Consider the following 26,386-nt stretch of genomic DNA (forward strand, 5'->3'; position numbering starts at 1 on the left):
CCCCGTTCAACCCGCCCGTCTGAGCGAGTGCAGTGGTGGCCGAATCAGCAGCGGATAGGTCGCCAGGGTTCCGGCCAGCCCGATCGCCAATCCGGAGCCTAGGACGCCGACGACCCAGAGCCAGGGGTTGAAGCTGAACTCCAGCTCGAACAGTTGCTCGGCCAGCAGCCAGCCGGTGGCCTCGGCGAAGATCGAGGCGAGCAGTCCGGCCAGCAGTCCGGCGGCGGTGAACTCGACCGCCAGACTTCCAAGCAATGCCCGACGCCCGGCCCCCAGCGTGCGCAGGATGCCGTGCTCGGCGCGCCGATCCTCCAGGCTTGCCTGGATTCCCGCGTACATCACCAGCAGCCCCGCCAAGATCGTGAAGGCGAAGACGTATTCGACCGCCAGCACGCCTCGGTCGATCACCTGTCGCACCTGTCCCAGAATGGCGTCCACGTCCAGCGGCGTCACGCTTGGGAATCGTCGCGACAACTCGGCGACCAGCCCCTCGTTCTCGCGCGCGAGGTGGAAGCTGGTGATATAGGTCGCGGCCTCGTCGCGCAGCAGGGCCGGGCTCGCGGTGACGAAGAAGTTGACGTTGAAGCTGTCCCACTGCACCTCGCGCAGACTGGTCACGGGGCCGCTGACGGCGTGACCCGAGATCCAGAAGGTGAGCGTGTCGCCCAATGCGATGCCGAGTGTTTCGGCGATGCCGGTCTCGACCGAGAACTGGGGCGGCGCCTCTTCTCCAGACCACCAGTTGCCGGCGACGATGCGGTTGTCCGGTTGAGGTTCGGTGCCGTAGCTGAGGTTGAATTCGCGGGTCGCGAGCCGCTCGGCGCGCGGATCCTCGTAGTCGCTCGGCTCGATCTCATGGGCGTTGATGCGGGTCAGGCGGCCCCGGATCATGGGATAGATCGGAGCCCGGTCGATGCCCGCTTCGGCGAGGAAGTCCCTGAGCGGTTCGACCTCTTCGGGTTGGATGTTGATGAGGAAATAGTTGGGTGCGTCGGTCGGCAGGCTGTTCTGCCAGGCGTGCAGCAGGTCGAGTCGAACCACGGCCAGGAGCAGCAGCGCCAGGATTCCGATTCCGAAACCGCCGATCTGCAGCACGGCCCCGCTCGGGCGTCGCGCCAGGGCCGCCAGTCCCAGTCGCCAGATGCCCCGGACCCGTCCGGTCAACCGCCCGGCCAGACGGACCAGGAGCAGGACGCAGAGGACGAGCGTGACCAGCGCGCCCATTACCCCGGCGATCAGTTTCCAGGCCAGCGACAGGTCCTGCGCCTGCCAGAGGATCAGCAGCGCGAGGGCGCCGCCTGCCGCCACGAGCGCCAGCGTGGCCGGCGCTTTCGGTCCGCCGATGTCGCGGCGCAGTGCCCGCAGCGGGGTGACGCGGGTCAGTTGCAGGAGCGGCGGAAGGGCGAATCCGAGCAGGCAGATGAGACCGGTGGCGACACCCGTCACGATCGGGGCTGCCGAGGCCGGAGGCAGATCCTCTCCGAGCCAGTCGCTCAGCGCGCCGACGAGCCCGGCCTGGGCGAGCCAGCCGACCAGGCAGCCAACCAGGCTTGCGATCAGTCCGAACAGCACCAGCCGCAGCAGAAAGATCCGTGTCAGCAGGCGTCGTGGTGCACCCAGGCAGCGCATGATGGCGACCGCGTCCGTTTGGCGTTCGACCAGGCGATGGCTGGCCAGCGCGATGGCGGCGCCCGCGACCAGGAGTGTCGTCAGTGTGGCGAGATGCAGGAAGCGGGCGGCACGCTCGACCGCCGAAGCGAATTCGGGACGCGCCTCGCTCGCCGATTCGGCCGACATATTGGCCGCGAGCCGTGGCTCGATCCAGTCGCGATAGCGTGACACCGCCTCGGCATCGCCGGCGATCAGCAGACGATGGGTGGCGCGGCTGGCCGGTCCGATGAGTCCTGTGGCCTTCAGGTCGGCGATGTTCATCATGACCCGTGGCGCGATGTTGAAGAAACTGCGTCCCTCGTCGGGTTCGCGGGTCAGGATGGCGCCGATGCGCAGCCGCGTCTCGCCGATTTTGATGCGGTCGCCGATCTGGACCTGCAGCAGGGGCAGGAGTCGCGATTCCAGCCAGACCTCGCCGGCGGGAGGACCCTGGGGTACGGGTGCGTCCTGGCTATCCGTATTCGCGCGGATCCGCAGTTCGCCGCGCAGCGGATAGGCCGGGTCGACGGCCTTGATGTTGACCAGTTGGGGCGTCTGGTCCGTGACCACGACGCTGCGGAATTCGAGTGTGCGGGCCGTGCTCAGGCCGCGCGTCTCGACCTCGTCGGCGAGCGTTTCGGGCAGAGGGGTGGAGGATTGGATCGAGAGGTCGGAGGCGATCAATTCGCCGCCCTGACGCTCCATGGTGGCCTCGACCCGGTCGGTGAAGAAGCCGACCGCCGTGACGGCCGCGACCGTGATCACCAGGGCGGCGGCCAGCAGATAGAGCTCGCCGCTGCGCCAGTCGCGGCGCAGCAGTCGCAGACTGATCCGCCAGGCGCTCATGCCAGCGTCTCCAGTCGGCCGTCGCGCATCCGCAGGCGGCGGTCGCAGCGTTCGGCCAGGCGCGGGTCGTGCGTGACCAGGATCAAGGCCGCATCGCTGGCCTGGCGCAGATCGAGCAGCAGGTCGATGATCTGTTCGCCCGTCTGCTGGTCCAGATTCCCGGTCGGTTCGTCGGCGAAGAGCACGCTCGGGCGCGGCGCATAGGCGCGCGCGATGGCGACCCGCTGCTGTTCGCCGCCCGAGAGCTGGCGCGGATAGTGTCCCGCGCGGGCGGCGAGACCGACCCGTTCCAGCGCCGAATCGGCACGTTCGGCCGCATTCGCTGTCCCAGTGAGTTCCAGGGGCAGTAGTACGTTCTCGCGCGCGGTCAGGGTCGGGAGCAACTGGAAATTCTGGAACACGAACCCGACCCGGCCGGCGCGCAGCTCGGCGCGTCCGTCCTCGTCCAGGTCGCCGATGCGCCGATCGCAGAGCCAGACCTCGCCCGCGCTGGAGTCGTCCAGTCCCGCCAGCAGCGAGAGCAGGGTGGATTTGCCCGATCCGGAGGCGCCGAGGATGGCCACGGCCTCGCCAGCGTCGATCTCCAGGTCCAGCCCTTCGAGGATGGTCAATCCGCCGGCCGGACCGTTAACATGTTTGCCCAAGCCGATCGCCTTCGACAGGGTTTGCGGCACTGTTCGAGTCAAAGGTTCTGACATGATCCGACTACTCCTCATCTGTATCCTGGCGTTTCCCGCCATCGTGATCGCCAAGCCGCCGGTCGTGCTGGTTCTGGGCGACAGCTTGAGCGCCGGCTATGGGCTGGCTCCGGGCGAAGGCTGGGTCTCGCTGCTCGCCGAGCGTTTGAAGGCCGATGGTCGCGCGCAGACCGTCGTGAATGCCAGCGTGTCGGGCGACACCACGGCGGGCGGCCTGACGCGTCTACCGTCGCTGCTCGCTCGGCATCGGCCGGCGGTGCTGGTCATCGAATTGGGCGCGAACGACGGTCTGCGCGGGCTTGGGCTCGATGTGGTCCGACAGAATCTGACTCGGTTGGTTCAGCTGGGGCGGGACGCCGGGTGTCGTGTTCTCTTGATCGGCGTGCGGCTGCCGCCGAACTACGGTGCGTCCTACACCCAGGGCTTTCAATCCCTGTTCGGCGAGGTTGCCGCGTCGCTCGACGTGCCCCTGGTTCCGGCCCTGCTCGCCGATGTCGCCGAGCACTGGGATCTGATGCAGGCGGATGGATTGCATCCGCTGGCCAAGGCTCAGGGGCGTATCCTCGATAATGTTTGGCCGGCGCTCGAACCACTGTTGAGCGCGTCCGAGGAGCACTGATTTCGTGCCAGGTTTCGATCATTGGCCATCCTTGGATGGTCTTGGTTTCCTTTTGTCCAGCCTCGGCTGGATATCCATCGATTGGGGGTCTATGACATGCAACGCGTGACGATCGTGGGGGCCGGCTTTGCCGGTTTGACCGCCGTCCGGGCGCTGCGCCAAGCCGATCCGAGTCTCGAGATCACGCTGGTCAGCCGCAAGCCCGAATTCGTCTACTATCCCGGCCTGATCTGGGTGCCCTCGGGGCTGCGCACCGGGGACGATCTGGTCATCGACCTGGGGCGCTTTTTCGAGCGGATGCGGGTGAATCACATCCCCGGCGAGGCGACAGGTCTCAGCGCGGATGGTCGCGTCCTGGAGACCACCTATGGTCCGATCGAGAACGACGGTCTCATCCTCGCCAGCGGCGGACGCTTCATCAAGAAGCTGCCTGGAATCGAGCATGCCATCGTTCCCTGCGAGGGCGTGGCGGCGGCCAAGGCGATTCGCGATCGGGTCAAGGCGATGGACGGCGGCAGCATCGCCATGGGCTTCGCCAGCAACCCGAATGAGCAGAGCTCCATGCGCGGCGGACCCATGTTCGAGTTCCTGTTCGGCATAGACAACCAGTTGCGCAAGGAGAAGCGGCGCGACAGGTTCAAGCTCCATTTCTTCACCCCGGCCGAGCGTCCCGGCAACCGTCTCGGGCCCAAGGCGGTCGATGGCCTGTTAGCCGAGATGAAGCGTCGGGGGATCGAGACCCATCTCGGCAGCAAGATGAAGGGCTTTTCGGAGACCAAGGTCACCACCGAGAGCGATGAGTTCGATGCCGATCTCATCCTCTTCATGCCGGGTGTGACGGGCAACGCCTGGTTCGACAACACCAGTTTGCCGCGCTCGCCGGGCGGTCTGCTCCAGGCCGACGCCCAGTGTCGGGTGCCTGGGTTCGAGCGGGTCTACGTGGCGGGCGACTCGGGCAGCTTCCCCGGGCCGGACTGGATGCCGAAGCAGGGCCACATGGCGGATCTGCAGGCACGCGCTGCGGCGAAGAATCTGCTGGCCGAATTCGCCGGTCGCGAGCCCAAGGCGGGATTCCGGGTCGAGCTGCTGTGCATCGTCGATACCAACGACAGCGGCATGCTCGTGGCCCGAAACGAGAAATACAACCTGGTGCTGCCCTCGATGAAGCTCTTCCACTGGCTCAAGCGCTTCTTCGAGTGGATGTATCTGCGCCGCTACCGCTCGGCCTGAACCAGCTACCAGCTACCAGCTACCAGCTACCAGCTACCAGCTACCAGCAAGATTATAGTGCTGGCGGCTGGCGGCTGGCGGCTGGCGGCTGGCGGCTGGCGGCTGGCGGCTGGCTATGGCATGGCGTCCAGTTCGGCGCCTTCCTTCTTGACCGGTACCGGCAGCAGGTCGGCCTTGGTCAGTCCCAGCCAGATGACGATGGCGGTCGCCACGTAGATGGTGGAGTAGGTGCCGACGAAGATGCCGACGATCAGTGCCAGCGAGAAGCCGCTGATCGCCTCGCCCCCGAACAGATAGAGCGCGAACAGCACCAGCAGGGTGGTTCCCGAGGTGACGATGGTGCGCGAGAGGGTCTGGTTGATCGAGTTGTTGGTGATCTCCATCACCGTGCCCTTGCGCATGCGCCGGAAGTTCTCGCGGATGCGGTCGAAGATGACGATGGTGTCGTTCAGCGAGTAGCCGATGACCGCCAGCACGGCGGCGAGCACCGTGAGATCGAACTGGATCTGGAAGATCGAGAAGATGCCGACCGTGAAGAGGACGTCGTGGACGAGTGCGACCACGGCTCCCACTGCGAAGCGCCACTCGAAGCGTAGCGCGACATAGATGAGGATGCCGATGAGCGAGAAGAGGACCGCCAGGCCGCCCTGCTCGCGCAATTCCTCACCGACCTGCGGGCCCACGAATTCCACCCTGCGCAGCTCGACCTGGCCCTTGGCCTCCTCGCTGAGTATGTGGAAGACCCGGTCGCTCTGCTTGGCGCTGTCATTTTCCTCCTGGGGGGGGAGGCGGATGAGGATGTCGCGGTTCGAGCCGAAATACTGAATCGTCGTCCCGGGGAAGCCCTGCGATTCGAGCGATTGACGAATATCGGTCAGCTCGGCCGGTTCCTGATAGCCGACCTCGATCACGGTGCCGCCCGTGAAGTCGAGGCCGAAGTCGAATCCTCGAAACAGGATCGACAGGAGACAGATGACCAGGGCGGTGCCGGACATAATGGCCGCCAGCTTGCGCTTGCCCAGAAAGTCGATGCCGAAGTCGTTGATCGTACGCTTCGTTTTGACCGTGTTTTGCGATTTCATGGTGGTCCCTCCGTCAGATATACAGCTTGTTCAGGCGTTTGCCGCCGTAGATGAGGTTCACCAGGGCGCGCGATCCGAGGATGGCGGTGAACATGGAGGTCACGATGCCGATGAAGAGTGTCACGGCGAAGCCCTTGACGGGGCCTGTGCCGAAGCTGAAGAGCACGACGGCGGCGATGAGCGTGGTCACGTTGGCGTCGACGATGGTCGAGAGCGCCTTGTCGTATCCGGCATGGATGCTCGCCTGAGGCGAACTGCCGTTGCGAATCTCCTCGCGGATGCGCTCGAAGATGAGCACGTTCGCGTCCACCGCCATGCCGACCGTCAGCACGATACCCGCGATGCCGGGCAGCGTCAGGGTGGCCTGGAGCATGGAGAGGATGGCGATGATCATCACCAGGTTGACCACCAGCACCAGGTCGGCGATCAGGCCGAATTTGCGGTAGTAGAGCGCCATGAATCCGACCACCAGCGCCAGACCCACCATGACCGAGAAGAAACCCTGGTCGATGTTGTCCTGACCCAGGCTGGGGCCGATGGTGCGTTCCTCGACGATCTGAATGGGTGCGGCCAGCGCGCCGGAGCGCAGCAGCAGTGCGGTGTTGTGGGCCTCCTCGCTGCTGTCGAGACCGGTCGTCTGGAAGCGCCGGCCGAAGGGCTCGCGGATATTGGCGACGCTGATGACCTCCTCGACCTTGCGGGTGTTCTTGACCGGTTGGCCATCGACCATCTTGGTGGTGGTGCGGTTCTCGATGAAGACGACCGCCATCGGTTTGCCGACGTTTTCGGTGGTGACGTTGCGCATCCGCCGTGCGCCCTGTCCGTCCAGGTTGACGAAGACCGTCGGGGTGCCGCTCTGGTTGTCGAAGCCGGCCGAGGCGTCGGTGATCTGGTCGCCGGTGACGATGACGCGACGCTTGAGCAGGATCGGGGTTCCGTCACGCTCATAGTAGAGCTTGCTGCCGACCGGAACCCGTCCGGCGATCGCATCGGCTACGCTGCCCTCGGTATCGACCAGGCGATACTCCAGGGTTGCCGTGGCGCCGAGGATCTCCTTGAGGCGCCCGGGATCTTGGGCGCCGGGCAACTCGACGACGATGCGCCGATCGCCCTGGCGCGCGATGCTGGGTTCGGCGACGCCCAGTGCGTTGACGCGATTGCGCAGGGTGGTGATGTTCTGCTGCAGGGCGAAGTTCTTGATCTCCTTCTGCTCGGTCTCGGGCAGGCTGGCCTGGAGCTCGAAGGTGGAGCCGCTCTCGCTCGACTGCACCTGAAGGTTGCGGAATTCGCGGTTCAGGAGCTTCTCGGCCGCAGCACGGCTGTCGGCATCCGAGAACTTGACCATGATATTTCCGCCATCGCGGGTGACGGTCAGGTAGCGGATCTTGGCCTCGCGTAGCTGCGAGCGCAGGTCGCCGATATAGCGTTCGAGCGCCTGATCCAGTGCGGCTTCCATGTCGACGTCGATGACGACATGGATACCGCCGCGCAGGTCGAGACCCAGGGCCATCTGGTTCAGCCCGATGGCGCGCATCCAGCCGGGCAGATCGGCGACCTGGGTGAGCGCGGTGCGGTAACGCTCGGACAGGGTGCGCTCGATCGCCTCCTGGCCCTTGAGCTGTTCGCCCGGTTTGGAGAAGCGCACCAGCAGCTTGTCACCTTCGCGGGGTTCGATGTCCTTGAAGGGCACCTTGGCATTCTCCAGCGCGGCGCGGATCTCTCCGCTGCTGGCGTCGGTGATGGTCGAGCTGCGTGCGGCGCTGATCTCGATCGATGGGTCCTGAGAATAGATGTTCGGCAAGGCCAGTAAGAGGCTCGCCAGAATCACGCTCAGAATCAGCAGGTTCTTCCACAAGGGATATCGGTTCATTGCAGTTCAAATCTCAACATCGCTGGTCGCGACAGCCTGGAGGGGAGGCGGGGAGGGCGCGCGGGAGAGACCGCCGTGCAGCGGTGGCCGCGACCGAATTTGGAGATATAGCGGCATTCCGGATGAGACGGCTCGCTCGCCAGGGGCGATCGAGCCGGGTCCCTGCCTTCTCTGCCGGTGGCTCAGAGGTCTTTCAGGGTTCCTTTCGGCATCACAGCCTCGACCGCCATCCGGCGAACCTTGATCTGCACGCCGTCGGCGATCTCGACGAGGATGAAATTCTCGCCAAGGTCGATGACGCGGCCGGCGACACCGCCGACGGTGGTGATCTCATCGCCCTTCGACAGGGCCTCGATCATCTTGCGGTGCTCTTTCTGACGCTTGGACTGAGGGCGGATCAGCAGGAAGTAGAAGACGACCGCGAACAGCACCAGCGGCAGCAGTGCCATGAAGGGGTCGCCAGCGGCTGCCGCAGGCTCGCCCTGGGCCAGGGCGTCGGTGATGAAAAAGCTCATATCGCTTCCCTAGTGGTGTGTGGATCCGTGATCCGGATCCAGTTGCATGAACAGCGCTGCATCGTGCGGCGGTGCAGCTGCCGCACGAGACATGGCGGCGGATTATCGCACAAGGTCGATGACGAGTAAGACCCCAATCTTCGCCGCCAGGCTACACTCTGACGGCCCTCGGGCGGCGTTGTTCCTTGAAATGACTGACGAATGCATCGAGTTTGCCGGCGGCGATGGCCTCGCGCAGACCGCGCATGAGCGTTTGGTAATAATGCAGGTTGTGGATGGTCGCGAGCCGCGCGCCCAGGATCTCCTTGCAGCGGTCGAGATGGTGCAGATAGGCGCGGCTGTAGTGGCGGCAGGTGTAACAGTCGCATAGCGGGTCGAGCGGCCCCTCGTCGGTGCGGTTGGCGGCGTTGCGGATCTTGACGATGCCTTGGTGGGTGAAGAGATAGCCGTTGCGGGCGTTGCGGGTCGGCATGACGCAGTCGAACATGTCGATGCCGCGCTGCACCGCCGCGACGATGTCCTCGGGCGTGCCGACACCCATCAGATAGCGTGGCCGGTCGGTCGGCATCTTGTCGGACAGGAAATCGAGGATCCGCAGTCGGTCCTCTTCCGGTTCGCCGACCGAGAGCCCGCCGATGGCGTAGCCGTCGAAGCCGATCCGCGTCAGCCCTTCGAGCGACTCGGCGCGCGGACCCTCGTGCATGCCGCCTTGTACGATTCCGAACAAGGCCGACGGATTGTCGCCGTGCGCCTCGCGCGAGCGGGCCGCCCAGCGCAGAGACAGCTCCATCGATGCGCGCGCCCGGGTCTCGTCGGCCGGGTAGGGGGTGCACTCGTCGAAGATCATGACGATGTCCGATCCCAGCTCGCGCTGGACCTGCATCGAGACCTCCGGGCTCATGAAGACCTTGCTGCCGTCGACCGGCGACTGGAAATGCACGCCCTCCTCGGTGATCTTGCGCAGGTCGCCGAGGCTGAAGACCTGGAAACCGCCTGAGTCGGTCAGGATCGGTTTGTCCCAGTGCATGAAGTCGTGCAGATCGCCGAGCCGGCGGATGATCTCGGTCCCGGGCCGCAGCATCAGATGGAAGGTGTTGCCGAGCACGATCTCGGCGCCGACCTCCAGTAGCTCCTCGGGCGTCATCGCCTTCACGGTGCCGTAAGTGCCCACGGGCATGAAGGCGGGCGTCTCGACCGTTCCGCGTTCGAACGTCAGGCGGGCGCGTCGTGCCAGACCGTCTTGGCCAAGCAGATCAAATTCCATCAGTGTCTCCGGTGCAACCGCCGTTCAGCCAGGCGGTCAATTCGTACAGGTTCGTCACCGTCAGCGACGGTGGTGGGAGTTCGTCCGGCCAGTCGCGACCGGTGCGGTTGACCCAGATTGCAGCGATGCCGAGCGCGCGTGCCGCCTCCACATCGGTCCAGGGATCGTCGCCCAGGTGCAGACATGCGTCGGCGCGGCAGCCGGTAAGCTCCAGCGCACGGCGGAACATGGCCGGGTCCGGCTTGGCCGCGCCAATGCCGGCCGCCGTGAGGTTGTGGTCGAAGATCCCGCGCAGCGGCGTCGCCTCGGCATCGGCATTGCCGTTGGTGAGGCTCACCAGACGGTAGTTCGGTGCCAGCGAGCGCAGTACGGGCAGTGCGTCCGCATAGGGCTCGACCCGGCTGCGATGGTCCAAAAAGAGCGAGACCGCCCCGTCGGCTAGGTCGATCGGATACTCGAAAAACTCCAAGAGCTGGATCAGCGAACGGTGCCGGACCAGACCCAGGTCGTGCGCGATCTCGGGCATCGTCTCCATGACTGCGCGGCGATGCGCGCGCATGCTCTCGATGTCGTGCGCCTCGGCGAGCCGGGGCGCATGATCGCGCAGCCAGTCGTGGAGCGCCTGCTCCGCCGCCTGGATCGCCGGCAGACAGGGCCAGAGGGTGTCGTCCAGATCGAAGGTGATGAGGCGGATGCGTGCTTGAGGCATGGTCTTGCGGGTCGGAAAAGAGCCGCATTGTGCCTGCAAGGTCGATCTGAAACCAAGCCGGATCGTCCGATCGGTACGTGCGTGCCTCCAGCGCGCAGGCATCGAGGCGGCACCGGGGGCTTGTTTGTTCCTTATCGTGGGCCGTGCATTGCTAACCTATCCAGAGCAAAGAGACAGAACAGGTCTCCCGCGATGTAAGCCTTGGGTCTTCGGGGTTCTCTTGATTGCTACAACCCCATTCACTGCGTCAGCGTGGATCGGTTCCACGATGATCTTGATGACGCGTCGAGCAGCAGGCGATCTTGCTTGGTATCAATGATCCGTTCATGGAGGTCCTCATGGTCCGCATCGGAATCGATCTTGGCGGTACGAAGACCGAAATCATCGTGCTCGACCCCGATGGGCGCGAACGATGGCGTCGGCGTGTCCCGACACCTGCAGGTGATTATCGCGCCACGGTCGAAACGGTCTGCGACCTGGTGGAGGAAGCCGAGCGCGTGCTTGGGGCCGGTGCCTCTGTTGGGGTTGGCATTCCCGGGTCGGTTTCACCCCTGACTGGGCTCATCCGCAACGCCAATTCGACCTGTCTGATCGGACAGCCGCTGCGCAAGGATCTGGAGACGCGTTTGGGTCGTGAGGTTCGGCTGGCCAACGATGCCAACTGTCTGGCGATGTCGGAGGCGAGCGATGGTGCTGGCGCCGAGGCTGAAACGCTATTCGCCGCCATTCTCGGTACGGGCGTCGGCGGTGGTCTGGTCGTGCGTGGTCGTTTGCTGGTCGGGGCGAACGCCATTGCGGGCGAGTGAGGGCATTCGCCGCTGCCTTCACCTGAGAAGGAGGATTTGCCGCTGCCGAGCTGCTATTGCGGTCGTTCGGGTTGCATCGAGACCTATCTCTCCGGTCCCGGCATGGCATTGGATCATGTGCGCCATACGGGCATGGCGCTGGATGCGGTGGCCATCGCGGCAGGCGTCGAGGACGGCGATCCCGGATGCATTGAAACGCTGCAACGCTACGAGCGACGTCTGGCCCGCGCGCTCGCGGGTGTCGTCAATCTGCTGGATCCCGACGTCATCGTGCTCGGAGGCGGACTCTCGAAGCTCGAACGGCTGTATCGGAATGTGCCCAGGCTGTGGGGCGAATGGATCTTTTCCGATCAGATCTCGACCCGCCTGCTTCCGGCGAGGTATGGTGACTCCTCGGGCGTGCGGGGTGCGGCTTGGCTGTGGCCGATCGCGTCTCTGCAAGAGCGCGGCATGACGTCTCGTTAGAGTCTCCCCCGGTTCTCCACTGGCTGCGATTGGGATCAGCGATTCTGGTCTTCCTGAACGTGCGTCGCAGTCTCCGCGTGTTGCGGTTCCGTCATTGCCGTCTATGGCTGGTTTTTCGACCAGGCGTTGTGCTGTGGCGAGCCTGGGGCCGTCGAGGATGAGTCGGGGCGAGGACTTGGTCCTCGCAAACGCCCCGGATCTACGTTGTCTGCCTCGCGTCAGCTTTTATGTTGAATTTGCGAACCAGCTGCTCCAGCTGTTTGGCCTGCTCGGTCAGGGTGTGTGCGGCCATCGAGGATTGCTCGGCATTGTCGCTGTTGTGGTTGATGACCTCGTCAATCTGCCCGATGGCATCGCTCAGCTGCTCGGTTCCCGTCGCCTGCTCGTTGGCCGTCAGCGCGATATCCGCGACCAGCGAGGAGGATTCTGCCGCTTCGGTCACGATCTTTTGCAGGGCGAGCGCCGTGTCGTCCGTCAACTCCATGCCTTTGACCGTGCGTTCGCCGGTCTTTTGAATCAGCTGAGCCGTTTGCTGAGCGGCCTCGGCGCTGCGGGCCGCGAGGCGGCGTACCTCGTCGGCGACCACCGCGAAGCCGCGTCCGTGTTCGCCCGCTCGGGCTGCCTCGATCGCGGCGTTGAGTGCGAGCAGGTTGGTTTGAGCGGCGATCTCTTCGATCACGATGGTGATGTTGGTGATGTCCTGCCCGGAGTGTTCGATGTCCTGCATGGCGGAGCGTAGACCCTCCATCAGCGCATTGCCTTGCTGGGCGGCTTGCTCGGTGCTCTTGGAGAGCGCGTTCGCCCGGTCCGCCTTTTCAGAGCTTTGGCGAATCTGTCCCGCCATCTGGTTGATGGTGGCGCTGATTTCGGTGACCGAGGCCGCCGATTGCGTGGCTCCGCTGGCGAAGCTCTGACTCAGATCCGAGACCGCCTGTGCCTTGTCGGTGATGAGCGTTGCGCCGGATTGGACTTGGGCGACCAGTTGATTGAGGTTTTCAACCATGCGGCTGAGGGCGATTCCGAGCTGGTCTTTGTCGGATGCCAGTCGAACGTCGAGATCCAGTTCGCCTTGGGAGATCTGCTCCGCAAGCTCGGCGCGCTCCTGGAGGCTGTTGGCCATCTCGTCGAGGTTGTTGGTCAGTTGCCCGACTTCGTCCGCCGAGCGATGCGCCAGGCGTTGCGATAGATCGCCGGCTCGAATGGTGCCAGCCAAGTTTGCGGCACGGCGAATCGGTCCTGCGATCGAGCGCGCGGCGAGCCAGAGTGCCACCATGGCGAGCAGGACGACCAGGATGCTGACGGCAACCTGCATCAGGGCGCTACGCTTTCCTTGTTCGGCCATATCCTGACTCAGAGCGCGCGCGCTGGCGAGTACCAGATCGGTATCGACGGTCAGCATGAGCGACCAGATGGTGCCTGTGCGACCGATTTCGATCGGCGAGAAGACCTCGACCTTGTGCGACTCCTGATTGATTCTGGCGACCGCCTGTTTCTGCTGGATGATCTCCAGACTCTTCTGCCAGTCATTCGCGTCGAGCGCTTTGAAATGCTGGCCGATGAATTCGGGATGTTTGCTGGCCGCGATCAGTAGACCTTGATCGCTGACGATGGCGACGTCGCCCTGGCCGTCGAAGATCTGCTGGGAGACCTGCTTGCTGATCTGCTGGACGAAGTCCAGGTTGTAGTCCGTTCCGGCAACGCCTAGAAAGGTGTCCTGCACCAGGATCGGTGCCGATAGCGTGGCCAGCCAGACCTGCTTGCCCTGCACCACGTAGGGCAGGGGGGCCTGGATGCTTTCCTTGTGGGTCTTGCTGGGGTTGATGTACCAGCCGCCCTTCATGACACCGTTCGGATGCGTATCCAGGGTGTCGTATTCGACGAGCGCCTGGACATCGATCTTTCCGTTGGGGTCGCGCGTCCAGTAGGGCGTAAAGCGGCCGGTTTGGGCGTTGTTCCCATTGCCCTCGTCCGTGAACAGAAGGTCTTGTCCCTCGATGGCGTTCGGTTCCCAGCAGGAGTAGGTGCCGTTGAATTCCGGATTTTCCTTGAGGATCTCCAGAAGAATGGCATTGACGTCGCGCCGCTGTAGGCTGAGGTCGGCCGCAAGCCCTGTCTGCGCCTTTGAGACGGCGAAAATACTCGCCATCGTGCGTGCCGCATCAAGGGCGACATCGAATTTGCTGCGGATGTCTCCGGCATATTTGCCCGCGAGGTTTACGAGGCTGTCGAGGGCGGCCTTTTCGGCTTGCGTCTCGACGCGTTCGGAGACCAGCCGCTGGGTGGAATAGGCGGAATAGACGCCGTAGCCGACCAGAATGCCTGCGGTGGCGAGGAGGCAGGCCCCGCCGGTGAGCGCGATCTTTTGCTGGATGGATGTGATGGCCATCGTTTCTCCCTTCATCCCTCGGTTGGACCGGATTCGATGCGGCGTTGTTTTCGATGCCTATCGTTGGCTGTAACGGGCGCATGCTGGTCCCGTTTCTGTGTGAGCCGGTGTTTTTGGCGTGTTGGCGACGCACCTTGATCGTGTGCGTCGGCCTGCTTCGAATTGGGGGCGATTGTGGCGGATGACCAGTTCCTGGCTCATTGGGATTGGGTCGCCTGTTGGGAGCTCGGTCGAGGCATGGTAATGCGCGCCCTAGCGATGCCTGCTCAGAGGGCGCGCGAGGCAGCAATCAGTAGAACTCGGTGCTCTTGTCACGTTCTGTGGCGATAATGCGTACGGTCAACCATTTGTGGAGGAGCGAATATGCCAACTCGAATCTATCTCGTCCGACATGGGGCGACTGAACTCACGGCTGAGGACCGTTTCGCCGGATCGACGGATGTCCCGCTCTCCGACGAGGGGCGGCATCAGGCGGCGGCGCTGGCGGAGCGGCTGAAGTGCGATCGGCTCGACGGTATCTACGCCAGCCCGATGGGGCGCACCATCGAGACCGCGCGTATCGTCGGCGCGCCTCACGACTGCCAGGTTCAGGTCGAGCCGGATCTGCGCGAGATCGCCTACGGGCACTGGGAGGGTCGGACGCGCGACGAGATCGAGCGCGAGTTCGCTGCGGAATATGAGGCTTGGGAGGAGGATCCCTTGACGACGGCTCCGGCGGGCGGCGAATCCGGTATCCAGGTGCTCTCGCGCGCCTTGCCGGTAATGCGGCGCATCGTTCAGAGCCATCGCCATCAGTCCGTGCTGGTCGTTTCCCACAAAGGGACCAATCGGCTCCTGATCAGCAGCCTGCTCGGGTTCGATGCGCGGGGCTACCGCGATCGGCTCGACCAGAGTCCTGCGGCGCTGACCATCTTGGAGTTCGCCAACGACGTTCGCGCTCGGCTGCGTTTGTTCAACGACATCTCACACTATGACCCGCTGCCTGGGCGTTGCGTCGAGCAGCGGCTGTCGCGCTGGTGGAGCCGGCCCATTCAGGAGAGCGACGGTTTCTGAGGCGTGTCGAGGGCGTTCGTCCGCGAGATGCGGCTTATGTCGCGATCGACCCGCGCCTGTGGAGCCTCTCCGACAAGACGGTCCTGTGCTTCGGTCGGCAGCGGGTTTTTCAGATGGAGCTGATGCAGACCTCGTAGGCGCCGCCGATGACGACGTATTCGTCCTCGCCCTTGAGCATGCCGGGCAGTAGCTTGTTGTAGAAGAAGATCTTGGAGGTCGGGACCTGGGCCATGAGGATGTAGTCGCCGAATTCGTCTGCGCGCTCGCGGTTGCTGGTGAAGCTGTTGAGGTTGTTGAGCAGGACGCGGTTGCGGCCGCAGGGGCGGGTCTCCAGGATCTCGTGTTCATCCATGCGGTTGATGCCGCGATAGAGCTTCAGGTGCGCGTTTTCGCCGTGTTCGCGGGTCAGCTCGTACTGACAGTAGGTGAAGAGCAGGTCGAGCTGCGCCTCCAGGGCGTTGGTGGCGTAGAGCCCTCGGGTGCCTTCGCTGATGTAGCGGTGATAGGCATCGCCGCTCGGGTCGAGCAGAGGTCCGGCGTGATGGCGGGCGAGCAACCCGAAGCGGCTTTCCACCCAGCGTTTGAGAATGGCGCCCTCGCGTCCGTCCGAGTCGAACGACCAGCCGCGCACCATCCTTAGATAATTGGCGTTGACCCTGGATTTGCGCTTGCGTCCGGGCGTCAGTCCCGCCTCTTCCAGTTCCTCCAATAAGAAACGCACCGTCATGTAGTCGATGAAGTGCTGGGCGCGCTCGTCCTGTTGCTCCATGGCGTCCAGCGTGCGGAAGAGGCTGGCGTGGAAGTCTCTGATTCCGTCGATCTCCAGTGCGATCGGATGCTCCTGAAAGGTCAGGCTGCCGAGGATGACGGCGGGGAGGTTGCAGCGGTTGATGGGAAGCTGGGCGTTTGGTGGCAGGCTGGGGGGCGGTTGTCGGGTTTCTTGTTCGATTTGTCTGTTGTTATCCATACAGCCCCTGCGGCTTTGTCGGGGATGCGACCAACTCGAACAGCCACCACTAATGGTTATGGTCTCTTTTGAATCAAAGGCTTGTGCGTTTTTCCTGGATTTGGCACAGCGATTGCTCAATAGCTGTCGAGTGAAGAATTCGTTCAACGCTCGCGGTAGCGAGCCAACAGGAGACCATACCATGGCAATGCGTCAATGCGCCATTTACGGCAAAGGCGGAATCGGCAAGTCCACCACCACCCAGAACCTGGTGGCCGGTTTGGCCGAGCTGGGCAAGAAAGTCATGATCGTCGGCTGCGACCCCAAGGCCGACTCGACGCGTCTGATTCTGCACTCCAAGGCGCAGAACACCATCATGGAGATGGCCGCCGAGGCTGGCTCCGTGGAAGATCTCGAGCTCGAAGACGTGCTCAAGGTCGGTTACGGCAACATCAAGTGCGTCGAGTCCGGTGGTCCTGAGCCGGGTGTCGGCTGCGCTGGCCGCGGTGTTATCACCGCTATCAACTTTCTCGAAGAGGAAGGCGCCTACGAGGCAGACCTGGACTTCGTCTTCTATGACGTGCTGGGCGACGTGGTGTGCGGCGGATTCGCCATGCCGATCCGCGAGAACAAGGCGCAGGAGATCTACATCGTCTGCTCCGGCGAGATGATGGCCATGTATGCGGCCAACAACATCTCCAAGGGTATCGTGAAGTACGCAAGCTCGGGTGGCGTGCGTCTGGCTGGCCTGATCTGCAACAGCCGCAACACCGCCCGCGAAGACGAACTGATCATGGAGCTGGCCCGTCAGCTCGGCACCCAGATGATCCACTTCGTGCCGCGTGACAACGTCGTGCAGCGCGCCGAGATCCGTCGTATGACCGTCATCGAGTACGACCCGAAGGCCAAGCAGGCCGACGAGTACCGCACCCTGGCGCAGAAGATCATCGACAACAAGATGTTCGTCGTCCCGACCCCGATTTCCATGGATGCGCTCGAAGACCTGCTGATGGACTTCGGTCTGATGGACGAGGAAGACGAGAGCATCATCGGCAAGGCTGCAGACGCAACGGCCTAAGTCGCCCTCTGCTCGTCCAGCGGGCGCGGCACCCGAGTGCCGTCGTCCATCGCTTTAAGGTTTCTCACCGTGTGACTGTCGGCGGATTAGCCGCGGCGCCGAATAGAGGAAAGCCAACATGGCAACATTGACTCGCGAAGAGACCCAGTCCCTCATCCAAGAGGTGCTTGAGGTCTATCCGGATAAGGCGAAGAAGGATCGCGCCAAGCACCTGGCCGTCAACGATCAGTCGATCGAGCAGTCCAAGAAGTGCATCATCTCCAACCGCAAGTCCCAGCCGGGCGTGATGACCGTTCGTGGTTGTGCCTACGCCGGTTCCAAGGGTGTGGTTTGGGGTCCGATCAAGGACATGGTCCACATCTCCCACGGCCCTGTCGGCTGCGGCGCCTACTCCCGCGCCGGTCGTCGCAACTATTACGTCGGTCACACCGGTGTGAACACCTTCGGCACCATGAACTTCACCTCGGATTTCCAGGAGAAGGACATCGTGTTCGGCGGCGACAAGAAGCTCTCCAAGCTGATCAGCGAGATCAATGAGCTCTTTCCTCTGGTCAAGGGCATCAGTGTCCAGTCCGAGTGTCCGATCGGTCTGATCGGCGACGACATCGAGGCCGTGTCCAAGAAGATGGGCAAGGAGATCGAGAAGCCGATCGTTCCGGTGCGCTGCGAGGGTTTCCGTGGCGTGTCCCAGTCGCTGGGTCACCACATTGCCAACGACGCCATCCGCGACTGGGTCATCGGCAACCGTGACGGCGACAACTCTTTCGAGACCACTCCATACGATGTGGCGGTCATCGGCGACTACAACATCGGCGGTGATGCCTGGGCCTCGCGCATCCTGCTCGAAGAGATGGGTCTGCGCGTCGTCGCTCAGTGGTCCGGTGACGGCACCCTGTCCGAGATGGAGCTGACCCCCAAAGTCAAGCTGAACCTCATCCACTGCTATCGCTCCATGAACTACATCAGTCGTTTCATGGAAGAGAAGTACGGGGTTCCGTGGATGGAGTACAACTTCTTCGGTCCCACCAAGATCGCCGAATCGCTGCGTAAGATCGCGGCCTTCTTCGACGAGACCATCCAGGCCAACGCCGAGAAGGTCATCGCCAAGTATCAGGCAGAGTACGAGGCCATCATCGCCAAGTACCGTCCGCGCTTGGAAGGCAAGAAGGTGATGCTCTACGTCGGCGGTCTGCGTCCGCGTCACGTCATCGGCGCCTACGAGGATCTGGGCATGGAAGTGGTCGGCACGGGCTACGAGTTCGCGCACAACGACGACTACGACCGCACCATCAAGGAAATGGGTGACGCCACCCTGCTGTACGACGACGTCACTGGCTACGAGTTCGAGGAGTTCGTCAAGAGGGTCAAGCCCGACCTGATCGGCTCCGGCATCAAGGAAAAGTACATCTTCCAGAAGATGGGCGTGCCTTTCCGTCAGATGCACTCCTGGGATTATTCCGGTCCTTACCACGGCTACGACGGCTTCGCCATCTTCGCTCGCGATATGGACATGACCGTCAACAATCCCTGCTGGAAGAGCATGCAGGCGCCCTGGCAGAAGTCTGCCGAGGGTGAGGCCGAGGCGGTTGCCGCCAGCGCCTGATTGAATTAGCCACCAGCTCTCAGCGGCCAGCCGCCAGCAGCTTCGAGCTGGCCGCTGGAGGCTGGCGGCTGGAAGCCCGACCCCCTTTGTCATGCCGTCTGTCCGCAGATTAGCGGCGCGGTAGGAGCACACTCATGAGCCAGACAGTCGATAAGATCAAACCCTGCTACCCCTTGTTCGGCGACGAAGACTACAAGGCCAACCTTGCAGCCAAGCGTAACACCGTCGAGGAAGTCGAGAGTCTCGATAAGATCGAAGAGGTCTTCCAGTGGACGACCACCAAGGAATACCAGGAGCTCAACTTCAAGCGTGAGGCCCTGACCATCAACCCGGCCAAGGCCTGTCAGCCGCTCGGCGCCGTGCTCTGCGCGCTCGGTTTCGAGAAGACCCTGCCTTACGTTCACGGTTCGCAGGGCTGCGTCGCCTACTTCCGCACCTACTTCAACCGTCACTTCAAGGAGCCGGTCGCCTGCGTCTCCGACTCCATGACCGAAGACGCGGCGGTGTTCGGCGGCCAGAAGAACATGTTCGACGGCCTGGAAAACGCCAAGGCGCTCTACAAGCCCGAAATGATCGCGGTCAGCACCACCTGCATGGCCGAGGTCATCGGTGACGACCTCAATGCCTTCATCGGCAACGCCAAGAAGGAAGGGCACATCCCGCCCGAGTTCCCGACGCCGTTCGCCCATACCCCGAGCTTCGTCGGCAGCCACACCACCGGCTGGGACAACATGTTCGAGGGCATTCAGCGCTACTTCACGCTGAACGAGATGGACGACAAGGTCGTCGGCTCCAACGCCAAGATCAACCTGGTGCCCGGTTTCGAGACCTATCTCGGCAACTACCGCGTCATGCATCGCATGATGAAGGAAATGGGCGTCGGCTACAGCCTGCTGTGCGATCCGACCGAGGTGCTCGATACCCCGGCCGACGGTGAGTTCCGCATGTACGCGGGCGGCACCCCGGTGGCCGAGATGAAGGATGCGCCGAACGCCATCGACACCATCCTGCTCCAGCCCTGGCAGTTGCCGAAGACCAAGAAGTTCGCGCAGATCACCTGGAAGCACGACGTTCCGGCCGTCAACATCCCCATGGGACTGGAGTGGACCGACGAGTTCCTGATGAAGGTCTCCGAGCTGACCGGCAAGGAAATCCCCGAGTCGCTGGCCAAGGAGCGCGGTCGTCTGGTCGACATGATGACCGACAGCCACACCTGGCTGCACGGCAAGAAGTTCGCCCTCTACGGCGATGCCGACTACGTCCTGGGCATGGTCAAGTTCCTGCTGGAGCTGGGCGCTGAGCCGACCCACATCCTCTGCAACCACGCCAACAAGCGTTGGAAGAAGGAAGTGGAAAAGGTTCTGGCATCCTCGCCTTACGGTGCGGGTGGTCAGGTCCACATCGGTTGCGACCTCTGGCACCTGCGTTCGCTGTGCTTCACCGACAAGCCGGATTTCCTGATCGGCAACAGCTACGGTAAGTTCATCCAGCGCGACACGCTGCACAAGGGCAAGGAGTTCGAGGTTCCGCTGATCCGCATCGGTTTCCCGATCTTCGACCGTCATCACCTGCATCGCATGACGACGCTGGGCTACGAGGGTGCCATGTACATCCTCACCACCCTGGTCAATGCGGTTCTGGATCGTCTCGACGAGGAAACCCGCGAGATGGGCGTGACCGACTATAACTACGATCTGGTCCGCTGATGTAAGCTTCCGCGCATTTCGCCTCGTGCGGGGTGCGCGGTTTGCGTTGAGCTGAAGCGTTGCATGACTGGAGAATGCCGTTCTTCGCGTTTGCTGATCGAACCCGATGAACGGATCCTTGAAGAAGCGAGATCCCTATGCCGAATGTGATGATTCGTAAGAACGACGCGGGAGATCTGCTCTTTTACGTCGCGAAGAAGGACATGGAGGAGACCATCTCCTCCGTCGAGATGGATACTCCCGAGACCTGGGGCGGCGATGTGGTTCTCACCGACGGATCGCGCTGGTACATCGATCCCATCAGTCCCCCGCCCACCTTCCCGACGACGCTGCGTTTCAAGCGCGGCGACGAGTGATGATCGCGAGGGCGATGATGCCCTCTCGTTTGTTTCGTAATGGAGAAGTCCAATGGCTTTGAAAATCGTTCGTGATTTGTGTACCGCTTGCGGTGACTGTGAGCCAGTCTGCCCGACGATGTCCATCAGCCCGTTCAAGGGTGTCTACAAGATCGATGCTGCGACTTGTACCGAGTGCGAGGGCGACGGCGAGCCCGGCGTCCCGCAATGCATGGAAGCCTGTATGGAAGATGACTGTATCGTGTCCGTCTGACACGGCTCGGGGCGAGGGATCGCCCACACCCCAGGCGCCGCCGCGAGGTTGAGCGCGCTGGGTCGGGTGCGATAGCCCAGCCTATTGCGCCATCTATCGGCCTGATACTTGAGATCGAGGAGATTCACCATGGTTGCCGGAACACTCTCCGAAGACGTCGCACTGCGCATTGGCCTCGCCGCGCGCACCCTTCCGGACACCGATCCCGCCCGACTGATTCGTGTGTTGGCGGACGCCGTCGGTCTTCCGCCGACCGCCGAGAGTCTCGCGACGCTCAAGGTCAAGGACCTCAAGCAGGCCGCCGACGGTGAGTTCGCCCATCTCGACCAGGCCGAGCTGAAGGCCGCGCTCGCCATCCTCAAAGGTGAGGGGTTTGAGGAGTCCGATCCGCCCCCGCCGGTCCAGCCCTATGCCGATGGCGACATGCCCGATTCCATCCGGGTCGCCTGCGCCTCCGATCGTGGCGAGGAATTGGACGGCCATTTCGGTGCCGCGCATTGCTTTCTCATCTATCAGGTGTCGGCCAATGAGAATCGCCTGATCGATGTCCGTGTGGTGGACGACGCCAAGGCCGGCGATGACAAGAACGCCTATCGCGCCGAACTCATCTCCGATTGTCAGGTGCTCTACGTCGCCTCGATCGGCGGACCGGCGGCGGCCAAGGTGGTGAAACGGGATATCCATCCCATCAAGGACGCCGAGGGCGGCAGCGCCCGCGATCGTATGGTCGCGCTCCAGGGCATCCTCGCCGGCAAGGCCCCGCCTTGGCTGGCTAAGGTCATGGGTCAGGCACCCGAGGACCGTATCCGCTTCGAGCGCGATGAGGTCGAGGCATGATCGAGGAGACCCGCCTTCAGCAGGTCGCCGAGATCCTGCGCCGCGCCGGTCTCAACGATCAGACCCTGTCACTGCTGCGCGAGACCTTCACCGAACTGCATTTCACCAGCTGTTTGGATGAGGATGTGGGTGTCGGTGAGCCGGCGCATCGCGACGAGGACTTCAATATCTATTTGGTCGACGGACGCTCGCATTGTCTGAAACTGACGAACGATCTCGATGGCGCGACTGGTCTGCTCCTCGCTCAGGTCGAGGACGAGGACTGATTCGCGGCGCCCCTGCGGACATGAATTCGGACCACGTCAAGCCAACGCGACCCTCCGTCGGCAACTGCAATGGCTGTCCCCATCGCCGGGATCTGCTGACAGAGGGGCGCTGCACGCCTGGTGACGTCTGTGTCCGGGCCATGAGCGGGCGTCAGATCGAGCGTTTCTTTCGCGTCAATCCGACCCTGGCCGACGACTATGCCGGAGACGGCTTCTGGGAGCGGCGTGCGATCGCCGCGCGGTATCTCTCGCAGAGAAAACTCCTTCCGCTGATCCGCGACCCCGATGAGGTCGTGCGCCGGGTTCTGGCCTATCGACTCCCGATCGAGGCGCTGGACGAACTGATCGGCGACCCCGACCGTGAGGTCCGGGTGACGGTGGCGGATCGTCTGCCGCCGGACCGGGTCGAGCGTCTGGCCTCGGATCCCGATTATCTGGTGCGACAGTACGTGGCTCGGCGACTCGCGCCGGGTCGGCTGTTCCGCATGATTCGCGATCCAGACCGTCAGGTACGTGTGACCGTGGCCGAGCGGCTACCGCTCGAAAGCCTCGGGCTGATGCGTGATGATTCCGAACCCGAGGTGCGCCTCAAGGTCGCCGAGCGCATTCCGTTCGACGAGGCGGAACTCATGGTCAAGGATATCGACTGGCGGGTGCGCGCCCGTCTCGCCGAACGTCTTCCGCTGGATAGGCTGGGAGCCTTGCTGGCGGATTCGGACCCGGATGTGCGGGCGATCGCGCAGAGTCGGGTCGAGCGTGCCGGACTCAACGAGGATGCGCCGGATCGAGACGCGTTCGGCCAGGACGAACCGTGATTCGTGAACCACAACGAATAGAACAATGGCGTAAATAACTATGGCGAAGACAGCGAGCAACCTGGATTCAGGTCTGGCGGCCGAACTCGACTTGAAGGTCGCCGAGATCTGTCGCTCGATCGAGGTGACGGACGGAATCGCGCCCCTGATCGAGGCCATCCAGACACTGTTGCCGGACCTGAGCGTGCATCATGCGATGACGCGTTCGGGTTGGCACCGGCTTGGCGGCGTGGTCGATCTGGACGGTAACCGGATTGCGCACAACATCACCGAATGGGCCGAGGCGGAGTCCGAGGGCGATGTCGACGAACTGATGTTCAAGCTTTCCGACGTTCAGTATTTCGCGACCCGCCTCAACGGTCAGACGCACTATTTGGTGGCCCAGACGGGGCCGCTCGCGCGCGATTACATCCAAATCGAGATTGAGCAGCTCCAGGAGGTGCTCGATCGCTGTATCTCGGATCCCGATTGGTTTCCGGACAGCATCGCCGATTTCGTCGATCCGGTCGATTTCCCGCGTCTGGAGCCAGAGCCGATCGGTTCGCCCAGGCTGCTGTTCCGGCGTTTGGTTCGGGTCTCCGATCTCATGGACTCTCAGGATGCCGGTTCGCATCTGATGCGTTTTCTCGACGAATGGGATCGCAGCTCGGCCGCCGAGTCAGAGGGTTTCTGTCACCATTGGGTCCTGTCGATCCGTGAATACCAGGATCGCGATGGCGATGGACATCTGACCGCCAAACCCGTGCCGGTCGTGGCCAACCCCTTGCCGGTACTGTCGGATTCTCAGGTCGCCCGCGGCTCCGGGCTGGCGAATCAGATCCACGGTTTCGACCGCGAGGCCGGTTATCCCTTCGCCTGGTACTTCCACATGCTCACCAATCGCAAGGTCTCGCACAAGCTGGCCGAGGCGGTGCATGCGGATCTCATGGGCGCCTACGATTATCTCCCTGCGCGCGATCTCAAGGTGCTGCGCGACTGGTATCAGGATCCCTACGGTTTGTGATTCCTGCGCGGGAGCCGGCTTCGGCCCCCGCGCGTCGGATCCCGGTCGGCTTCGCCGTTCCGGCAGGCCAATTTTCAGGGGCATTCGCTTCCCCCGCGTGTCTCCGGCGCGGATAATCCCGCCCATGCCATCGGATGTCATCTCCATCCGCGCATCTGCTGCTCGTCCTGTCCATGCCCTGGATGATTGCGTGTACGCTGTGGCAAGATTCGACCATACGACTGCGTATCTTTTGGTGCGGCCAGTCTTGGCGCGACCTATTCCGGTGACCCTGAATCCATGACTTCCGATCCCAGCGTTTTGACTGTCGTTCATCTCGTCACATCGGATACGGTGCTGGCGGACTCCTTGTCCGAGGCGCTGAGTGTGTATCGCGTGTCGCTCCGATCCTCTGCCGAGCCGCCCGCGAGTCTGGATGGGGCGGGGGAGCGACCGGCGGCGCTGCTGCTCGACTCGCGCGTCTTTGGCGAGCCCGAGACGTTGCAGACGACCGCCTCGGCGCTGTTGAAGGATTTTCCGAAATCCGTGCCTTTGGTCGTCCTGGCGCATTCCGAGGAGATCCGCTTCCGTCTCGCCGCCATGCGCGCTGGGGCCGGCACCTATCTTTCGGTTTCCGCGAGTGCCGAGGATCTCGCCGAACGGCTCGTTCAGATCCTCGGTATCCAGGGACAGAGACCGGACCGCATCCTGGTGGTCGACGACCAGCCGGTCGCTGCGCTCTTCGCCGCGCGCGTCCTGCAGGGCGCGGGCATGGTGACCGAGCGCGTCCTGGATCCGCTCGCCGTGATGGAGGCCCTGGACCGCTTCGCTCCGGACCTGATCCTGATGGATCTGCACATGCCGGGCGCGAGCGGAATCGAGCTGACCGCCGTCATTCGCACCCAAGAGCGCTTTGCCGATCTACCGATCATCTTCCTGTCGTCGGAGCTGGATCCCGATCAGCAGATGGCGGCGCTACGCATTGGCGGAGACGATTTTCTGTCCAAGCCGGTGGCCCCGGATCGGCTGGTTGCCAGTGTGCAGGGGCGTCTGATGCGCGTCAGGAACCGTCGGCATTCGGTGCACGCACCGGACTCCATCGACGATCTGACGCGTCTGGGAACGCGAGACCGGCTGTTGCGGCAACTGGATCGTCTGATCGGACAGATCCAATCCGGGGCGATCGCCAAGGATGGCGGACGGTTCGGGAAACACTATCCTGGCGTGCAGCGGGCCTTGGTCTATCTGGAGGTCGACGGAGACGCGGCCGCGCTCGAGCTGGTCGCGGCCAGCCTGGCCGCCGAGATTGGACCTGGGGATGTCGCCGCGCGGGCCGCCGATCAGGCCGTCGCCGTGCTCATCCATCGTCAGGATGCCCTGTCGCTCGCTGAGTTCGCCCAGCATCTTGCCTACGAGATCGGGCAGGTGCTCGGTCGCCATATCCCCGAGGCGCGCCTGGGCGCCGGCTGGTATCCGCTGACGGATGGTTGTCCCGACTCGGTCACCCTGCTGTCGCGCGCGAGCAAGGCCGCGCATTGGTCGCTGCGCGATGGCGCCAGGGCGCTGGGGAGGTACGGCTCGCCAGAGACCTCCACGCAAGAGGTCGATCGGTGCGCCCTGGTCGTAGAGGCGATCCGCTTGGAACAGCTCCAGCCGCTCTATGAACCCATGGTCGCGCTGACCGGTCTGATGGGCGAGCGTTACGAGCTGACGCCGCGTCTTTTGATCGGCGATGGCGAACTGCTCGGGCCAGGCGAGTTCATCCCGATTGCGGCCAAGGCGGGGTTGTCCGCGCATCTCGATCACAGGATTCTGCTCGCCGGACTGGATGCGCTCAAGGCGCGGCTCGACCAACGGCGCCCGGTGCAGCTCTTCATCCACCAGTCTCCAGAGGGGATCGCGGACGATAACTGGGTCGTTTGGCTGCGCGATCAGATCAATGCGCGCGATCTGATTCGGCTGCGTCCCGTTCTGCAGTTCGAGGTGGCGGATGTAGACCGACATCTGGAGCTGGCCATTCGCCGTGCCCGCCAGCTCGCGCGGCTCGGCATACGGGTCTGTCTCAACGGGGTCGATTTCAGCGAACAGAGCACGCGGGTGCTGCAGGCGCTGTCGTCGAGCTTCGTGCGCATCGGGCGACGCGTGGTGCAGGGGCCGGAGCTGGATGCGATCGCCTGGCTGATTCAGTCCGTCAAGGCATCCGGGGCGAAGGTGATCGCGACAGGCGTGGACGGACCCGTTACCATCGCACGTCTCTATGGGGCGGGCGTGGATCTGATTCAGGGGCCTTACGTGCAGCCGCCCAGCCCGGAGATGGGCTTCGATTTCGCGATTGCCGAGGCCTGATTTTA

Annotated in this window: 22 protein-coding genes and 1 pseudogene; 14 read left to right on the forward strand and 9 right to left on the reverse strand. The window is 63.4% G+C overall.

Annotation, left to right across the window (positions count from 1 at the left end; all coding sequences use genetic code 11):
- Positions 1-6: 6 nt before the first annotated feature.
- Both ACFSJC_RS00365 and ACFSJC_RS00370 read right to left on the reverse strand, forming a co-directional pair.
- On the reverse strand, positions 7-2,496 hold the full coding sequence (locus ACFSJC_RS00365) for an ABC transporter permease (protein ID WP_386021567.1): 2,490 nt from the start codon (positions 2,494-2,496) through the stop codon (positions 7-9).
- A complete protein-coding gene (locus tag ACFSJC_RS00370; protein WP_386021570.1) occupies positions 2,493-3,194 on the reverse strand; it encodes an ABC transporter ATP-binding protein in 702 nt (233 codons plus the stop codon). Before ACFSJC_RS00370 ends, ACFSJC_RS00365 begins: the two co-directional genes overlap by 4 nt.
- On the opposite strand from ACFSJC_RS00370, the gene ACFSJC_RS00375 reads away from it, so the two are divergent.
- A complete protein-coding gene (locus ACFSJC_RS00375; RefSeq protein WP_386021573.1) occupies positions 3,193-3,813 on the forward strand; it encodes an arylesterase in 621 nt (206 codons plus the stop codon). The two genes, ACFSJC_RS00370 and ACFSJC_RS00375, sit on opposite strands and share 2 nt — an antisense overlap.
- A gap of 96 nt (positions 3,814-3,909) precedes the next feature.
- Entirely contained in the window at positions 3,910-5,043 is a 1,134-nt protein-coding gene (locus tag ACFSJC_RS00380) for an NAD(P)/FAD-dependent oxidoreductase (RefSeq protein ID WP_386021576.1), read from the forward strand.
- A 113-nt stretch (positions 5,044-5,156) separates the two neighbouring features.
- Here the strand turns inward: ACFSJC_RS00380 and secF are convergent, their stop codons facing one another.
- The 5 genes from secF to ACFSJC_RS00405 form a co-directional block, all read right to left on the reverse strand.
- Positions 5,157-6,125: a protein translocase subunit SecF gene (gene secF, locus ACFSJC_RS00385; RefSeq protein WP_386021579.1), complete on the reverse strand. Its 969-nt coding sequence runs from the start codon at positions 6,123-6,125 to the stop codon at positions 5,157-5,159.
- Between the two features lie 13 nt (positions 6,126-6,138).
- Positions 6,139-7,995 carry a protein translocase subunit SecD gene (gene secD, locus ACFSJC_RS00390; RefSeq protein ID WP_386021582.1) on the reverse strand — a complete coding sequence of 619 codons (1,857 nt, stop codon included), beginning with the start codon at positions 7,993-7,995 and terminating at the stop codon, positions 6,139-6,141.
- A gap of 182 nt (positions 7,996-8,177) precedes the next feature.
- On the reverse strand, positions 8,178-8,510 hold the full coding sequence (yajC, locus tag ACFSJC_RS00395; protein WP_007041236.1) for a preprotein translocase subunit YajC: 333 nt from the start codon (positions 8,508-8,510) through the stop codon (positions 8,178-8,180).
- Positions 8,511-8,661: 151 nt separating this feature from the next.
- Positions 8,662-9,774, reverse strand: coding sequence for a tRNA guanosine(34) transglycosylase Tgt (tgt, locus tag ACFSJC_RS00400; protein WP_386021586.1), 1,113 nt, complete (start codon positions 9,772-9,774; stop codon positions 8,662-8,664).
- Positions 9,764-10,483 carry an HAD family hydrolase gene (locus tag ACFSJC_RS00405; protein ID WP_386021589.1) on the reverse strand — a complete coding sequence of 240 codons (720 nt, stop codon included), beginning with the start codon at positions 10,481-10,483 and terminating at the stop codon, positions 9,764-9,766. Before ACFSJC_RS00405 ends, tgt begins: the two co-directional genes overlap by 11 nt.
- Before the next feature lie 338 nt (positions 10,484-10,821).
- Here ACFSJC_RS00405 and ACFSJC_RS00410 point away from each other — a divergent pair.
- A pseudogene (locus tag ACFSJC_RS00410) lies at positions 10,822-11,754 on the forward strand (ROK family protein).
- A 199-nt stretch (positions 11,755-11,953) separates the two neighbouring features.
- Here ACFSJC_RS00410 and ACFSJC_RS00415 read toward each other — a convergent pair.
- Positions 11,954-14,140, reverse strand: a complete 2,187-nt coding sequence (locus ACFSJC_RS00415; protein WP_386021592.1) for a methyl-accepting chemotaxis protein — start codon at positions 14,138-14,140, stop codon at positions 11,954-11,956.
- A gap of 363 nt (positions 14,141-14,503) precedes the next feature.
- Here ACFSJC_RS00415 and ACFSJC_RS00420 point away from each other — a divergent pair, with 363 nt between their 5' ends.
- Entirely contained in the window at positions 14,504-15,193 is a 690-nt protein-coding gene (locus ACFSJC_RS00420; RefSeq protein ID WP_386021595.1) for a histidine phosphatase family protein, read from the forward strand.
- Between the two features lie 109 nt (positions 15,194-15,302).
- On the opposite strand, the gene ACFSJC_RS00425 is transcribed toward ACFSJC_RS00420, so the two are convergent.
- Positions 15,303-16,160, reverse strand: coding sequence for an NAD(+)--dinitrogen-reductase ADP-D-ribosyltransferase (locus tag ACFSJC_RS00425; protein ID WP_386021598.1), 858 nt, complete (start codon positions 16,158-16,160; stop codon positions 15,303-15,305).
- Positions 16,161-16,341: 181 nt separating this feature from the next.
- On the opposite strand from ACFSJC_RS00425, the gene nifH reads away from it, so the two are divergent.
- The 10 genes from nifH (at position 16,342) to ACFSJC_RS00475 (ending at position 26,381) form a co-directional block, all read left to right on the forward strand.
- Positions 16,342-17,217, forward strand: coding sequence for a nitrogenase iron protein (nifH, locus tag ACFSJC_RS00430; protein WP_386021601.1), 876 nt, complete (start codon positions 16,342-16,344; stop codon positions 17,215-17,217).
- A 118-nt stretch (positions 17,218-17,335) separates the two neighbouring features.
- A complete protein-coding gene (gene nifD / locus ACFSJC_RS00435; RefSeq protein WP_386021603.1) occupies positions 17,336-18,820 on the forward strand; it encodes a nitrogenase molybdenum-iron protein alpha chain in 1,485 nt (494 codons plus the stop codon).
- Positions 18,821-18,954: 134 nt separating this feature from the next.
- On the forward strand, positions 18,955-20,526 hold the full coding sequence (nifK, locus tag ACFSJC_RS00440; protein WP_386021605.1) for a nitrogenase molybdenum-iron protein subunit beta: 1,572 nt from the start codon (positions 18,955-18,957) through the stop codon (positions 20,524-20,526).
- A gap of 137 nt (positions 20,527-20,663) precedes the next feature.
- Positions 20,664-20,882 (forward strand): putative nitrogen fixation protein NifT, encoded by a 219-nt coding sequence (gene nifT, locus ACFSJC_RS00445; protein ID WP_007041616.1) that lies wholly within the window; start codon positions 20,664-20,666, stop codon positions 20,880-20,882.
- A gap of 52 nt (positions 20,883-20,934) precedes the next feature.
- Complete coding sequence (locus tag ACFSJC_RS00450) at positions 20,935-21,135, forward strand: 4Fe-4S binding protein (RefSeq protein ID WP_386021607.1); 201 nt, start codon at positions 20,935-20,937, stop codon at positions 21,133-21,135.
- Between the two features lie 129 nt (positions 21,136-21,264).
- Complete coding sequence (locus tag ACFSJC_RS00455; protein WP_386021609.1) at positions 21,265-21,972, forward strand: dinitrogenase iron-molybdenum cofactor biosynthesis protein; 708 nt, start codon at positions 21,265-21,267, stop codon at positions 21,970-21,972.
- Positions 21,969-22,238: a DUF6129 family protein gene (locus tag ACFSJC_RS00460; RefSeq protein WP_386021611.1), complete on the forward strand. Its 270-nt coding sequence runs from the start codon at positions 21,969-21,971 to the stop codon at positions 22,236-22,238. The genes ACFSJC_RS00455 and ACFSJC_RS00460 overlap by 4 nt, the downstream gene beginning before the upstream one ends.
- Before the next feature lie 20 nt (positions 22,239-22,258).
- Positions 22,259-23,053: a 4Fe4S-binding leucine-rich repeat protein gene (locus tag ACFSJC_RS00465; RefSeq protein WP_386021613.1), complete on the forward strand. Its 795-nt coding sequence runs from the start codon at positions 22,259-22,261 to the stop codon at positions 23,051-23,053.
- Between the two features lie 40 nt (positions 23,054-23,093).
- On the forward strand, positions 23,094-24,056 hold the full coding sequence (locus tag ACFSJC_RS00470) for a hypothetical protein (protein ID WP_386021615.1): 963 nt from the start codon (positions 23,094-23,096) through the stop codon (positions 24,054-24,056).
- A gap of 279 nt (positions 24,057-24,335) precedes the next feature.
- Complete coding sequence (locus ACFSJC_RS00475) at positions 24,336-26,381, forward strand: EAL domain-containing response regulator (protein ID WP_386021618.1); 2,046 nt, start codon at positions 24,336-24,338, stop codon at positions 26,379-26,381.
- Positions 26,382-26,386: the final 5 nt, after the last annotated feature.

It is taken from the genome of Thiorhodococcus fuscus (assembly GCF_042682685.1).
Lineage (GTDB): Bacteria > Pseudomonadota > Gammaproteobacteria > Chromatiales > Chromatiaceae > Imhoffiella > Imhoffiella fuscus.

Excerpts from the sequence above, each read along its gene's own strand:
- ACFSJC_RS00365 (WP_386021567.1), bottom strand. The coding sequence starts at position 2,496 with ATGAGCGCCTGGCGGATCAGTCTGCGACTGCTGCGCCGCGACTGGCGC.
- ACFSJC_RS00375 (WP_386021573.1), top strand. The coding sequence starts at position 3,193 with ATGATCCGACTACTCCTCATCTGTATCCTGGCGTTTCCCGCCATCGTG.
- ACFSJC_RS00370 (WP_386021570.1), bottom strand. The coding sequence starts at position 3,194 with ATGTCAGAACCTTTGACTCGAACAGTGCCGCAAACCCTGTCGAAGGCG.
- ACFSJC_RS00380 (WP_386021576.1), top strand. The coding sequence starts at position 3,910 with ATGCAACGCGTGACGATCGTGGGGGCCGGCTTTGCCGGTTTGACCGCC.
- secF (WP_386021579.1), bottom strand. The coding sequence starts at position 6,125 with ATGAAATCGCAAAACACGGTCAAAACGAAGCGTACGATCAACGACTTC.
- secD (WP_386021582.1), bottom strand. The coding sequence starts at position 7,995 with ATGAACCGATATCCCTTGTGGAAGAACCTGCTGATTCTGAGCGTGATT.
- yajC (WP_007041236.1), bottom strand. The coding sequence starts at position 8,510 with ATGAGCTTTTTCATCACCGACGCCCTGGCCCAGGGCGAGCCTGCGGCA.
- tgt (WP_386021586.1), bottom strand. The coding sequence starts at position 9,774 with ATGGAATTTGATCTGCTTGGCCAAGACGGTCTGGCACGACGCGCCCGC.
- ACFSJC_RS00405 (WP_386021589.1), bottom strand. The coding sequence starts at position 10,483 with ATGCCTCAAGCACGCATCCGCCTCATCACCTTCGATCTGGACGACACC.
- ACFSJC_RS00415 (WP_386021592.1), bottom strand. The coding sequence starts at position 14,140 with ATGGCCATCACATCCATCCAGCAAAAGATCGCGCTCACCGGCGGGGCC.
- ACFSJC_RS00420 (WP_386021595.1), top strand. The coding sequence starts at position 14,504 with ATGCCAACTCGAATCTATCTCGTCCGACATGGGGCGACTGAACTCACG.
- ACFSJC_RS00425 (WP_386021598.1), bottom strand. The coding sequence starts at position 16,160 with ATGGATAACAACAGACAAATCGAACAAGAAACCCGACAACCGCCCCCC.
- nifH (WP_386021601.1), top strand. The coding sequence starts at position 16,342 with ATGGCAATGCGTCAATGCGCCATTTACGGCAAAGGCGGAATCGGCAAG.
- nifD (WP_386021603.1), top strand. The coding sequence starts at position 17,336 with ATGGCAACATTGACTCGCGAAGAGACCCAGTCCCTCATCCAAGAGGTG.
- nifK (WP_386021605.1), top strand. The coding sequence starts at position 18,955 with ATGAGCCAGACAGTCGATAAGATCAAACCCTGCTACCCCTTGTTCGGC.
- nifT (WP_007041616.1), top strand. The coding sequence starts at position 20,664 with ATGCCGAATGTGATGATTCGTAAGAACGACGCGGGAGATCTGCTCTTT.
- ACFSJC_RS00450 (WP_386021607.1), top strand. The coding sequence starts at position 20,935 with ATGGCTTTGAAAATCGTTCGTGATTTGTGTACCGCTTGCGGTGACTGT.
- ACFSJC_RS00455 (WP_386021609.1), top strand. The coding sequence starts at position 21,265 with ATGGTTGCCGGAACACTCTCCGAAGACGTCGCACTGCGCATTGGCCTC.
- ACFSJC_RS00460 (WP_386021611.1), top strand. The coding sequence starts at position 21,969 with ATGATCGAGGAGACCCGCCTTCAGCAGGTCGCCGAGATCCTGCGCCGC.
- ACFSJC_RS00465 (WP_386021613.1), top strand. The coding sequence starts at position 22,259 with ATGAATTCGGACCACGTCAAGCCAACGCGACCCTCCGTCGGCAACTGC.
- ACFSJC_RS00470 (WP_386021615.1), top strand. The coding sequence starts at position 23,094 with ATGGCGAAGACAGCGAGCAACCTGGATTCAGGTCTGGCGGCCGAACTC.
- ACFSJC_RS00475 (WP_386021618.1), top strand. The coding sequence starts at position 24,336 with ATGACTTCCGATCCCAGCGTTTTGACTGTCGTTCATCTCGTCACATCG.